This window comes from Ignavibacteria bacterium (genome assembly GCA_025612375.1).
Classification (GTDB): Bacteria; Bacteroidota; Ignavibacteria; order Ignavibacteriales; family SURF-24; genus JAAXKN01.
The window spans coordinates 1-13,343 of record JAAXKN010000002.1 but is presented as its reverse complement, the minus strand read 5'-3'; the positions used below and the strand labels follow the sequence as shown (position 1 = coordinate 13,343).

Annotated in this window: 10 protein-coding genes; all 10 read right to left on the bottom strand. The window is 46.1% G+C overall.

Translation table 11 applies throughout. The features are described 5' to 3' along the window. Positions 1–11 precede the first annotated feature (11 nt). Complete coding sequence (locus tag HF312_01810; protein ID MCU7518920.1) at positions 12–2,012, bottom strand: hypothetical protein; 2,001 nt, start codon at positions 2,010–2,012, stop codon at positions 12–14. Between the two features lie 67 nt (positions 2,013–2,079). After that, positions 2,080–2,754 (bottom strand): PTS transporter subunit EIIA, encoded by a 675-nt coding sequence (locus tag HF312_01805; GenBank protein MCU7518919.1) that lies wholly within the window; start codon positions 2,752–2,754, stop codon positions 2,080–2,082. Between the two features lie 106 nt (positions 2,755–2,860). Then, positions 2,861–3,904 carry a glycoside hydrolase gene (locus HF312_01800; protein ID MCU7518918.1) on the bottom strand — a complete coding sequence of 348 codons (1,044 nt, stop codon included), beginning with the start codon at positions 3,902–3,904 and terminating at the stop codon, positions 2,861–2,863. A gap of 68 nt (positions 3,905–3,972) precedes the next feature. Next, on the bottom strand, positions 3,973–4,428 hold the full coding sequence (locus HF312_01795; GenBank protein MCU7518917.1) for a HEAT repeat domain-containing protein: 456 nt from the start codon (positions 4,426–4,428) through the stop codon (positions 3,973–3,975). A gap of 275 nt (positions 4,429–4,703) precedes the next feature. After that, entirely contained in the window at positions 4,704–5,390 is a 687-nt protein-coding gene (locus tag HF312_01790; protein ID MCU7518916.1) for a response regulator transcription factor, read from the bottom strand. After that, complete coding sequence (locus HF312_01785; GenBank protein ID MCU7518915.1) at positions 5,387–6,964, bottom strand: HAMP domain-containing histidine kinase; 1,578 nt, start codon at positions 6,962–6,964, stop codon at positions 5,387–5,389. The genes HF312_01790 and HF312_01785 overlap by 4 nt, the downstream gene beginning before the upstream one ends. Positions 6,965–7,066: 102 nt before the next feature. Beyond that, positions 7,067–9,520, bottom strand: coding sequence for a signal peptide peptidase SppA (sppA, locus tag HF312_01780; protein MCU7518914.1), 2,454 nt, complete (start codon positions 9,518–9,520; stop codon positions 7,067–7,069). Between the two features lie 126 nt (positions 9,521–9,646). Then, complete coding sequence (locus HF312_01775) at positions 9,647–10,258, bottom strand: hypothetical protein (GenBank protein MCU7518913.1); 612 nt, start codon at positions 10,256–10,258, stop codon at positions 9,647–9,649. 9 nt (positions 10,259–10,267) lie between these two features. Further along, positions 10,268–11,317: a PorV/PorQ family protein gene (locus HF312_01770; GenBank protein ID MCU7518912.1), complete on the bottom strand. Its 1,050-nt coding sequence runs from the start codon at positions 11,315–11,317 to the stop codon at positions 10,268–10,270. A 140-nt stretch (positions 11,318–11,457) separates the two neighbouring features. After that, a complete protein-coding gene (locus HF312_01765) occupies positions 11,458–13,086 on the bottom strand; it encodes a 2,3-bisphosphoglycerate-independent phosphoglycerate mutase (protein MCU7518911.1) in 1,629 nt (542 codons plus the stop codon). Positions 13,087–13,343 lie beyond the last annotated feature (257 nt).

Here is a 13,343-nt window from a genome sequence, read left to right as displayed (position 1 = left end):
TTATAACGCTATTAATATTTCCATAAAAATCCGATTACGCAGTATGCTATAAGAGCCACGAGCATGTATGCAATGTAAACCCTGATGTCGTGCCTGTTTAATATCCCGGCTTTCTTGAATGTTTCGATTATCCTTGTGTAAACCGGCATTACCAGTTTCTTTTCCGTGTAATCTTCAGAATGCGATTCAAAGTGTGCGCCTCTTACAGGGAATATATCCTGCGGGACTAATGCGTGCTCTTTGATAAGAAGAATGTTTGCCGGAATTGAATTAAGCTCGTCAGCATACGAAGACGCAGTGTACTGCATCCTTGCCGTCAGCCCGTCGTAGGCGCAGCCCCAGGCTTTTGAAACCCTTATTCCCGAAGCCCTTGAGGAGCGGAATTTCTTTATTCCGTAGAATATTCCAATGAGGGCGAAAAGGAGCACAAATATCATTGTAAGCGGCAGAAAGTCCGGCAGCATATTAAATGACGCCCCATAATGCGCCAGGCTGAAGCCCTTGAGGCCAAGCCCTTCAATTACCCCGGAGACCACCCTTAAGGCAGGCATGGGATAAAGCCCTATTGCAATGCAGAGAAGGGCAGGAAACCCAATGGAGAAATACTCGGCTTTAGAGACATTAAACTTCTTAAAATCAGTTCTCTTTGAACCCAGGAACATAATTGAGTTTACCTTTGTAAAGCACGCAACTGCAAGCCCGCCTACAAGCGCAAGCCCCACAACAACAATGAGCATAAAAATCGTGTAGTTAGGAGCAAGGTTTCCGGACTGGAAGAGCCCGTTATAAATTATAAATTCCGAGATAAAACCGTTTAATGGCGGGATGCCTGAAATTGCAACGGATCCAATTAAAAAGAAAGCCGTAAGCCACGGGGCGTAATGCACAATGCCCCCCATCTTTTCAATATTTCTTGTATGCAGGTTCTGGTAAATTATGCCTGAACCCATAAAAAGCTGGCTTTTGAAAATTGCATGGTTAAGCGTGTGAAGAAGCGCTCCTGCAAAACCGAGTACTGCAACTGTCTGGCTGCCGTAAGACATGCCTAAAATGCCGAGGCCTAAACCCATTCCTATAATGCCTATATTTTCAATTGAGTGATAGGCCAAAAGAGTCTTAACGTCGTGCTGCGCCAGGGCATACCAGACGCCGAAAATGGCGCTTATAAGGCTTATTACCAAAACTGCCCAGCCGATCCAGGGATCACTGGGAGTTAAGAATTCCACTACCCTGAAGATGCCGTAGATACCAAGCTTAATTATTACGCCCGACAAGAATGCGCTCAGGTAAGTAGGTGCAACCGGGTGCGCTTTGGGAAGCCAGAAATGAAACGGCATGAAGCCCGCCTTGATGCCGAAACCGATAAAGCCAAGGGCAAACAGGACGTAATAAAGTGCGGTGCCGTCATTTGTAAGGTGAAAGTCAGAGAAATTCCACGAGCCTGTCCTGGCGTGCAGTATAAGGAAAAAGACATAAAGAATAAAAGTTGCGGCGTGTGTTGCGACAAAGTAGACAAAGCTTCCTTTCTGAACCTCAGGCTTCTCGTTTTCAAATATCATGTTGATGTATGAAAGTACCGCCATCAGCTCCCAGAATATCAGGAACAGTATTGCGTGGTTTGCAATTGTAAGCACCTGAAGCGAAATGGTAAGCGTAATAAACGAGAACACCGGAAGCCTTATGCTTTTTCCCTCTTCAATATAAGGCTTCTGATAGCTGAAGCTGTAGACAAGGACCGGTATGCTTAAAAGCTGAACTATAGCCGTAAAGAAAAGCGCCAGCATGTCGAACCTGAGGCTTATAACGCCCCAGGCAGGGCTTTCAAAGATGCCCACAATTCCGGCGTTTTGGAAGATCATCATGCCAAGCGTTCCAATAAAGCTTACCCCGACGCCTGCAAGCGCCGTAAAGTGGCTTAAAGCCGAAAACTTTTTGTCGCCTTTAATAAAAAGGGGCACTAATGCGCCCAGGAGTTGGATTATGAGTCCAATAGCAAATAAATTCAAAATCATTTTATTCCTGTTAAACTATATGTCCGGTTAGCACGAGAATGAAAAACTGCATGCCTTGGGCTGAATATCAAGAAACTTTATTTCTCTGCATTTCAAGTTCAGAAACCAGCCTTAAGACCTCACCTGCTGCCTTGCGGCCTTTAAGAGCCAGGCGGAATTCTTCTTTTGAAAGCAGGTAGCTCAAATGTGCCAGCATGTACAGGTGCTGTTTTATTGTCTGCGAAACAAGCAGTATGAGAGTATGAACAGCCTCGCCGTCAACAGATTCAATATTGAGGGGCTTTTCGGGAAAGAAAAAGCAGACAAGCGGTTTTTCGCGTCCGAGTATAATTGGTATTCTTGGATGGGGCAGAGAGATCCCGTTTCCGATTGCCGTAGACATCAGTTTTTCGCGGCTTATCAAAAGCTCGGTAATCACATTGCGGTCGATGTCCTCCTTCAGCCTGAGCATGCGCACCATCTCTTCGATGTAGTTGCCTTCGGTAAAGCCGCAGTTCGGGTAGAACGATTCCTCATCCAGTATTGCAGATAATCCGTCGAATCTGAATTCGCTGAACTGCGCAGAATCCGACAGGTTAAGAGGCTTATTGTTTAGCAGCGCCCATTCTATAATGGCCTGCTTATTGAAACGGACCTTGTCTTGAATTGTTTGGGAAGGGATTAATTTCTTTTTAACTAACTTCTCAATTTCCTTTTTTTCAAGCATCAGAAGGTTCGCAACATCCTTTATGCTTAAATCCATTTACCAGTTTCCAGAACTCTAATCAAACATTCCAAAAATATGCCACGAAATTTACGCAAAAAAAAGGACATGGACAAACCGGACTAAAGGGCTTATTTTACACCCTTTAGAAGAAGAGCTCCCAGAACGACTTGTGTTTCTTTTGTTTTCTCCACATCTGGTTGTACTTTTCCTGCGTGGTAATGCCGATTGGTCCCTGATAAATTCCCCCGTCCCTGAAACCGTCGTATACCCTTACGGCAATGGTATTATTACCATTTGTAATAATATCCTTCGGTATATAGTAGCCGCGGAACATCTGGTAGTCACGGTCATTTGTCGACTCTTCCCTCAGGTCACCCGTGCGGCCGATGAGCCTCCCGTTAAAATAAACTTCATCCTTGTCGTCAATTTTACCCAGCATCAGTACCAGCTGTTTGCCGTTAAGCCACGAGGGAATAACAACTTTTTTCCTGTACCATGCAAAGCCGTCGTAGTTGGCGTAGCCCTGGTTTTCCCAGAAAGCTGGAACAACAATCTCATTCCAGGCGTTGTCCTGAAAATCCTTATTCTTCCACTCAGGGCTGTCGCCCGTGCGGAACTTCCAGTAGCCTTCGAGCGCAACATCTGGCCAGATGGGATACTGCCGGACAAAAAGCCCCAGCTCTCCCGACATGATGCCCCCTCCAAGCTCCGCGTCGTAGACGCGAACGGCAATTACGTTATCGGCGCTAATCTTAAGTATGCTTTCCGGCACTGGATATCTTCTCTCAGCGTCATAAGCCGTCTGGTACTCCGGTGGGAATGAGCCCGTAGAGCCAACAAGCTTCCCGTTGATATAAATCTCGTCCACGTCATCAATAAAGCCCATTTGGAGTAAAAGCGATTTCCCTTTAACTGATGCGGGGCAATAAAAATGCTTCCTGTACCAGGCATAACCGTCGTAACCGTGGAAACCCTGGTCCTCCCAGGGACTCGGAGCATAGATCTCCTCCCAGGCTTTGTCGTTAAAGTCAGGGCGCGCCCATTTTTTGTCGTCGCCTATGGAAAACTTCCATTTCCCTTTAAGGCCGAACGCCTTCCATTGGCTCTCCTGACCGAAAGCATTTTGACTTAACATCGTCAGGACTGATGCCGTAATTACGAATAATTTTAATTTATTCTGTATCATAGAGGCTTAAAATATAATAATTCCGGAAATAATTCTTTTATTTATATTAAAATTATTTTCCCCGCATGTTATCGAGCGACATAGTTCAGTGAATCGGGAGAAACATATTCATTAAATATTGCGCTGCACATTCTTCTGACCCTGGAATCCGGGTCTTTTACTGAAAGGGATTCTATCATATCCATTCCTTCAGGGTCGCCTATTCTGAAAAGTGCCAAAGCAATGAGTATTTTTGTCGAAGCGTCGCTTTCCGACCTCATCTTCTCCAGAAGAGGTTTCACTGCCTCAGGCACCCTGTAGAGCCCGGCATAATAGATGGAGCTTCTGCTTAAGCCTGTGTTGTCAGATTCTATTCCCATTATGAGATTGCCGATGGCAGTCCTGTTTACAACTAAAGCTTTAACAGGGACTGAATTTGTCTGGGCAAAAGAGCTCGTGGAAGTTAAAAGTATCATAACCAGTAAAGCTGCGGCTAAAAGACTGCTGCTTTTCACTAATCTGCGTTTCAAAGTATTGCGTTTCATTTCGGGCCTCCATAAAGTGTTTAATTAGTTGATCTTTCTATCTGTAATCTACTAGTTAAGACGGCCTTAATCTGAAACAAGTTGTCATGGTTCCGTAAAGGTTTGTAAAAAATTGTCACAAGGGCAGGGAAATAGTGGATTATTGCTATTCAATCAAAAATAATTTAGCGGGGGTTATTTAGAAAACATTTTTGAGTCCGCTTCAGCGGACTTTCTCAGTTGAATAGCCACGAGCTTTAGCTCGTGGATGGGAGATTCCCAAAATAAATGAAAATCTACCCCAACAATTTGTAGCCCGTTCCGTGCACAGTCAGGATCACCTGCGGGTGCTCGTGATCTTCTTCTATCTTCTGACGCAGCTTTAAAATGAAATTGTCCACCGTACGCGTTGTAACCCTTTCTTCATAGCCCCATATGTTCTTTAACAGGTCGTCGCGGCTGACAACCCTGTTTTTGTGCTCGTAAAGATATTTTAATATCTCAAATTCCTTGTGCGACATCTGCACCTGGCAGCCGTCCGAAAAGGCGTTGTAGGAAGGGAAGTCAACTTCAAGCCTCCCGATCTTTGCCATGGCGGACGTCTTTCCTGAAGAGTTCATCCCGCCTCTTCTTAATACGGCTTTTACACGCGCAAGGAGCTCCATTAAACTAAATGGCTTTGTTATGTAATCGTCAGCCCCCATCTCAAGACCTCTGACTTTATCAATCTCTTCACCCTTTGCCGTAAGAAGGATTAGCGGCGTTGAAATTCCCTTTGTCCTGATTTTTTTGCAGATCTCAAAACCCGACATGTTTGGAAGCATCACGTCCAGCAGGATCAGGCTGTACTCATTTTCAAGTATCTTCTTTAAGCCCTCCATACCTTCTTCTGCCTGATCCACCTCGTAGCCCTCAAACTCAAGGTTGTCTGCAAGCCCCATCCTCATGTGGGCTTCATCTTCAACAATCAGAATTCTGGTCATACCATTTTCCTCAAATTTTGTTCTGTAATAGGAAAACTGAGCCTGAAAGTGCTTCCTTCACCAACGCGGCTTTTTACCGTTACTTTTCCCTTGTGCGCTTCCATTATGTGCTTTACCAGCGTAAGACCAAGCCCCGTACCCTTTACGTTATGTACGTCGCCCGTTGAGACGCGGAAGAATTTCTCAAATATCTTTTCCTGGTCTTCCTGAGGAATACCTATGCCTTCATCAATAACTTCAGCAAAAACATAATCCTCATCTTTACCCGTAATAACTTTAACAACTTTCTTCTCACTGCTGTACTTGGCGGCGTTATCAATCAGGTTAATTACAGCCTGACTTACGGCCTCACAGTCCAGCATAACCCGCGGCAGATCTTCCTTAGGCACAAATGAAAAGCTGAAGCCGTTATTTTTCATGTGGAATTTATATGTATTAAAAACTTCCTGAACCGCCCCGTTAAGATCGCTTTCCTTCAGATTGTACTTTTTCCTTCCCGCTTCAATCTGCGAAAAGCTCAGTATTTTATTTACTATGCGGCTTAAGCGCCCTGCCTCCTGACTTATTATGCCGTAATACTCTTTTTTCTTTTCTTCTGTTTTCACCCTCCCCATCTCAAGCGTCTCCGAAAACATGCTGATCAGGGCAAGCGGCGTTCTTAATTCATGCGAAACATTTGAAACAAAGTCCGACTTAATCTGCGCCAGGCGTATCTCTTTCTTTATGCTTCTAAATACCAGCCATATGCCTGCAATTAAAAGTACGTTAACTGAAATAACAAGTATAAGGCTTAAGCGGGACCTGTAGGAAACGAGTTCTTCAATTGTGGCGCCTTTAAGCGCTATGCCCAGGCTGTAGCCTGGAAGAAGCCATATGGGGCGCTTCTGCGTGGCTTCAGTCCTATATGCCGCATCCGTCCTGTAGACCGGCGTGTTTTCTCCTTTATATACAGAAATAAGCATCCTCCCGCCCGAGATCTCCTGAAGTTTGGGCCCCATTTTATTGCGCACAAAGTCCTCGGCGCTGATTCCGATGCCTGCAATTTTCCCCTCTGTGCCCTCCGGAATAAAAACCATGAGTCCCGTAAAATATCCCGGAAGTCCTGAAAGGGCTTCAATTTTTGTATATCCCCCGCGCTTATACGTATAAAGGCGTTTTATTTTCTGCCCGTTTTCGCCCAGTATTTTCTTAAGCCCTTCTTTTACTTCTTCCAGATTGCGCTTATCCTTCAGGCTGCCTAAAACTGAAAAATTGTTAAGTGTTATGTCATCTGCCGTAAAGATGAGGCTAATGGGATTTTCACTCTGAAGCTTTTCAACTGCGCTTTGGAAATTTTCCGGCTTCAGATCTTTTTCCAGGAGCCCAGAGTTGATCCTGCTTACCCAGTCGTTTGCAACGTCTTCGGTGTACTGGTTCACGCTGAAGAGAATAGCGTTCAGCTGATTAGTAAAAGTCTCTTCTATCAGCCCTTCATTTTCATTCACGCTTGAGAGCTCATAAACAGAGAGGAATACAACGGGGAGAAGTATTACAAGAATTAAGATGAGCGCGATTTTTTTTACGGGTTTATACATTATTTAGACTGATGTTCTTTATTGCCGGATAAAATAATAAAATGAGGATTATTTAACAAGGAGACGAATGATGCCGGGAAAGATTCCCGGCATCCCATGAATTTATTTTATCAGGTGCAGATCCTCTACCGGAAGCCTCGGCATGGCCTGCCCGTTATGCTCAATTATGAGCTTCATGTAATCCGCAAATTCCATTTCCTTTGCCCCGAATCCCAGTATTCCGGGCCTTAAGAAACTTAGGTCAAAAAGAGGCATCTGCGGATACTGTATAAATCTTATGTCCTTATCCTTCTCAATACCCGCTCTTTCCTTTGCTACCTTAATTGCCTCGTTGAGGCCTCCTATTATGTCCACAAGACGGAGCTTCAGGGCATCGGGACCCATCCATACACGTCCTTGCCCTACTGAATCCACGTACTCAGGCTTTAAGCGCCTTCCTTCGGCAACTTTTGTAATAAACAGGTCGTAGCTGTCTTTAATAATGTATTCAATTCTTCCTCTTTCCTCAGGCGTCAGCGCCCTGTCGGGAAGTCCCAGGCCCATAAAGGGGAGCGAGGCCCCGAAGCCCAGATCCGCATGGTCGCCTCTTTTTACAAAGTCCGTCGTAAAGCCCAGCTTTTCCGATAAGCCCCCGTTATAAACCCACGCGCCTATTACACCGATTGAGCCCGTAATTGTGTTAGGAGCCGAGACGATGGTATCGGCATACATTGAAAGCCAATACCCGCCCGATGCCGCAACGGCGCCCTGTGAAATAATAACAGGCTTCTGCTTCTTGTACTTCTTTATCGCCTCAGCAATATAGTCCGAAGCCATTGCGTCGCCGCCGGGGGAGTCCACCCTTATTACTATAGCCTTTACGTGCGGGTCTTCGGCGGCGCTTTCTACGTCCTTGACAAGCTTGCGCGCGTTAATTCCCCCGTCCATCGAAGTTGCCCCTATTGCATAGATTATTGCAATTCTTTCAAACTCACCCCACTTGTTGTCATCCGGAAGCTTATATTTTTCAAGCGATCCTGCCGAGACAAGCGGCCTTTTCGTCCCTTCAATTTTCTTTATCACCTCGCTTGAATTCTCCCAGCGGTCCAGAGTATCCACAAGCCCCAGTTCCATGGCTTCACGGGGAAGGAGGACAACTTTATAATTTACAATGCTGTCCACCTTTTCAGGGGATATCCCGCGCGCCCGGCTTATCCCGTCTCGCATAAGGTCGTAATAAACGTCAATCAGCCTCTGCCTCTGCTCACGGTCGGCTTCCGTCATATCCTCCCTCGAAAAGCTTTCCATGGCCGACTTGTACTTGAAAAACCTCAGCTCATCGAAGCCGATGCCTAACTTATCCAGTGTACCTTTATAAAAAGTTCTTCCTGCAATAAGCCCCTGAAAAGCCAGGTTTCCCAGAGGATCTAAAACAATCTTGTCTGCCGCGCTTGCAAAGTAGTAGTCTGCCATATCCGGGCGCTCCAGGAAAATCACCACCTTCTTGCCTGAGCGTCTGAAATCCAGAAGCCTTTCACGCAGCTCCCACAGCATTTCACCCGGCACCCGGAGCTCCGTGGCATTTAAGGCAATACCTTTAATTCCGGGATCCGTCTTTGCGGCGTTTATCTGACTTATTATGTCATAAAGCGTGTTGGATTCATCAAAGAACATGTAGCGCTGGTACTTAAGCTCTCCTTTAAGCGTAACATTTAAGTAATCTTTTGAAGGGAAAAGTGAGCTGAAAAAATTCCTGTCGTATGTCCCGACCCTTATTCCGTATGTATTATAGGCATGCGCCTGGTTGTCGTTATAGTGCGCCTGCCCCGAAAAGCCTATGTTTCCAAGTGAAAGCTGCAGGCCTGCGCTGAAGGCTTTTGTCTGGAAGTACCTGCCAGTAATCCTGAAGCCCGGTATTACTTCCAGGGCCGCCCCGGCGCTCCAGATTTCTTTCTTTCCTCTTATAATTTCAGTATTCCTTAAGACTATATCGGCAAAAAGCGTTATAAATTCATTTCCAAGCGGGCGGGCTGCAAGTTCAGTATATAATTCCTTGGTTGAATAAGTGGTGGAGACAATTCCTGAGGCCCCAAGCGATAGATACCTGGAAGGTCGTATGAGCATTCCGCCCCTTATAATTTTTGAGCGCCCGAAAAGATCAACGTCCCCGCCCGACCAGCCGTAACCCAAACCCAGGCTGAAGGCCCTGTTACCGAAGCCTAAGGAAACCCTGTAATCTGTAACCGAGTTGTCACCGACTTTATTGTGTATCATTCCCAGCCCCAAATTTCTTATGGCGCCGAAAAGCCCGTAGCGCTTAAAGTCGTTCCAGCGGCCTTGCTCATCCGACCAGTCGAACTCGAGCTCTGGGCCTTCAATATATGTTAAAATAGCCGGGTTATCGTAGCCCAGAAGGCCGTAGCGCATGGCGCCCGGCGAAGTGAGCAGAAAATCGGTCTCGACGTTAAATGTATTAAAACCCTGAGTGTTGGCGCCCTGTACGCCTGGGGCCTGCTGCTGGGCCGTAACTGCGGCTGAAGATAAGACCAAAAGAGCAAAAATTTTTAAAAATTTCATTTCTCCTCCCCGTGGCTAAATGCCGGTCGATATTTCCTTAAATTACACGTATAGACAATATAATATATCCCGGAAATTTATCGAATTATATTTTAATCCACATATAAGGAGGTGAAAACTGTAAGGTTACCTTATTGTCGCAATCAGCGACTGCTGCACGCGGAAAAGATCTTTGGGGTCCACCTTTATCTGACCTATGCTCTGCGTGGGTACAGCCGAGAGCTCGAAATACCTTCCCTTATAGGTAAATACTACAACCCTCACCGGTAGGCCTTCTGTGCCTTCGTATTCATAGGCGCCGAACCTCTTCTGGTTAAAATTAAAAAATTCATCCTCACGCGCTGCCTTGTAGCCCGCACCCATCCTGTTTATCTTCAGCTGGCGGCTGTAGTTAAGCGCAAATAAAAGCGAGTCTTCAACTGCCTGCGCCCTGAAAATGCTGTCGGCACTAAGCGCTACCAGGTTCAGTGTTGCGGAAAAATCGTCTCTGATCAGCCAGAGGTCTAAAGTTTTATTTTCACCACTTTCCGCCCTCGTCCACCCCCTCGGGATGCGGAAAGTAAGATCGCTTGAAGCTGAATAAACGGTATCGTTTGTAAGTGGATAATCGGCATTGGGGTACACTGCGCTTCCCACCCGCGATGGAGCGCATGAATTAAGAAGAAAAGGAAATGAAAAGACCGCCGGAATTACAGTTAGGCGGAAGAGTATTTTTAATATTTCCGGAAGTCTTTTCATCTTAAGATATTATTTACTTGCTCCCCTTAAGAACTTCGGGGATTCAAGCGTAAGCATTAAAGAAATCTTGTGCGAGTCGCCCAGAGCATCATCCTTTGCACCGCTGAAGTGCGCGAATGAGTAATCGATGCTGAGCTTTGGAAGACGCACGCCTGCGCCTACGGTAAAATCTTTTATGTCGTTGTAGCCCATACGGACTGCAACTACATCGTTGTAGCTGTACTCAAGTCCTCCCCTGAAGTCAAGGCTTACAGGCCCCACGTTCATCTGGCTTGCAAACCTGCGGTTCTCAAACCTCATGTCGAAACCCGCTGCAGGGGTAACTTTTCCGTAAAGAAAGTCAAATGTGTAAGCAACGCCCGTTTTGGCTGTCGGGGAAATAAGCTCGTTTGTACCGGTATTCCATGCAACAAGTGTTGTTGTAATATCCTGTACGTTTGCTCCCAGAGAAAGCCTGCTCGTGGGCTGGTAAAGAAGGCCCACGTCGAATCCGATGCCCATAGCGTTGTATTCGGCAAGGTCGCGCCTTATCAGTTTAACGTTTGCACCGTAATAAAGCTTGTCTGAGTGCCTTTTGGCAAAGGTAAAATAAAATGCCCAGTCGGCGTTGCTGAATTCCTTTACGCGCGAAGGGTCAATGTGAGCGTTTGGGCTGTAGATGTTGTAAATCACATTGCTGTTATTATTGTCATCTACCAGAGCCTGCCTTGTATCGGGAATGCCGTCAACCCCGAGGCGGATAATTGAAAGCCCGAAGCTCATATCCTCCCCGTAGGGAATGGCCGCTGAGGCGTAGTTATAGTTTACCAGGTTGCCGAAGTTCTGCGAATACATAAGCGAGATCTCGGGATAGTCTATCCTTGCCAGAGCCGCAGGGTTCCAGTAGCCCGCCGTAACATCATTTGCCACGGCTACGTAAGCTCCTCCCATTGCATTTGCCCTGCCCCCGACACCGATGGCCATAAATTCCCCGGCATACTTACCGATTTTCAGCTGGGCATGCGCCTGTGTAACGAACAAGGCCAGCAGAAAGACGGGAAGCAACATTTTTTTAAGCATTTATTTAACTCCAAACAAGTATTAATCGTGGCAATTTTGAACGAAAAAATTCAGAAATTAAGCGTGAAAATCAAGGTTAAATTGCTTCACCCGGATAGAGCAGGGCGGAGCGCTTCATTTGCTCCGCCCTTTTTATGAATTTAATCAACAGAAATCAAAGATTCATCGTATTCTTCAACTTTCTTAAACCCTAGGAGGTTCAATATAGTTGAAGCCACGTTGGAGAGACCCGCATTTTTGACCTCTGCCATTTTATATTCTCCCTGGTATTCAGGATCAAATATAATAAACGGCACGGGGTTTAATGTATGCGAGGTTTTAGGCGTTTTTACACCGTTTTTAACCGTAAACATTTCCTCGGCGTTGCCGTGGTCTGCTGTTACAAGTGCAATGCCGTGCAGCTCTTCCACTACCTTTAGGAGCTCGCCCACGCATTTGTCCACAGTCTCAACAGCCGTAATTGCGGCCTGCATGTCGCCTGTGTGGCCTACCATGTCGCCGTTGGCAAAATTAAGGCGCCCGAACTTATACTGCCCGGTCCTTAAGAGCTTTATTGTCTCTTCGGTGATCTCATTGGCCTTCATCCATGGAGCCTTGTCGAATGTAATCCTGTCGGATGGGATCTCCAGGTATTTTTCAAGCATTTCGTCAATGTAGCCCGAACGGTTGCCGTTCCAGAAATATGTAACGTGACCGAACTTCTGTGTCTCCGAAATGGCAAAGCTTGTAACTTTCTCGCCGCAGAGGTATTCGCTTACAGTGCATTCGATTTCAGGCGGTGAAACAAGGAAGTTCGATGGTATATGAAGGTCACCATCATACTCCATCATTCCGGCATAAAATACGTCAGGAATTCTTCCGCGGTCGAATGTATCCAGCGTCTTGTCTTCAAATGCCTTTGAAATCTCAATTGCCCTGTCGCCCCTGAAGTTATAGAACACAACCGCGTCGCCGTCTTCAATTTTCCCGACAGGCTTCTCATTTTCATCCACAACCACAAACGAATCCATATACTGGTCAGTCATCTTGGGGTCTTCATTGTAGAAAGCTGTAACGGCCTCTGTAGCCGATGGGAACTTTCTTCCCTCGCCGTGCACGTGTGCCTCCCAGCCGCGCTTTACAATCGACCAGTCGGCATTGTACCTGTCCATTGTAACATTCATTCTGCCGCCGCCCGAGGCTATCTTATAGTCGAAGCCGTTTTCTCCGGATATCTTCTTTAAGAGCTCTTCGGTGGGGTAGACATAAGTAAGTGCCGATTTTTCGCCCACGTCGCGCCCGTCTAAAAGTGCATGCACGCGCACTTTTCTAACGCCTTCGGCCTCGCAGTTGTGCAGAAGCGCAAAAAGGTGACGGATGTGCGAATGGACATTCCCGTCTGAAAGAAGCCCGATAAAATGAACCGTATGACCGCTTTTACCGATCTCAAGTATCTTTTTCCAGGTCTTTGACTTAAATATCGCACCGTTTTCAATAGCCAGGTTTACCAGGGCAGCTCCCTGTGCAAATACGCGTCCTGCTCCCAGTGCATTATGGCCGACTTCGCTGTTGCCCATATCGTCTTCCGAAGGCATGCCGACGGCCGGGCCGTGCGCCTTTAGCTTTGTTTTAAGAGGAATTGTCATCAGTTTATCTAATACGGGAGTTTTGGCCAGATAGATTGCATTGTTGTCAGCATCCTTTCCAAGTCCCATTCCATCCATTATTATAAGTAAAAGGGGGCCTTTTCTGCCGTGGAAATTATTCAGTCGTTCTAGTTTAAACGCCATTTTTATCCTTCATCTCTATTTATAAAGTAATTTTTAAAGATATTATACAATATAGATAATGAAGAATAAAGGCAAAAGAAGTTTCTGCGTATATGCCGCTCCCATTGTATTCATTAAATATCAATCTTGCCCCAAATCACCCAACATACGGAAAATTCCTTCCCATCGCCCTGTTTTGTCTTCCCGTTGAACGTCGAACGTTGGTAACTATTTAGGTAGTAGTCATAGTTAAAAAGGAATATCCCTTAAAGACAGCG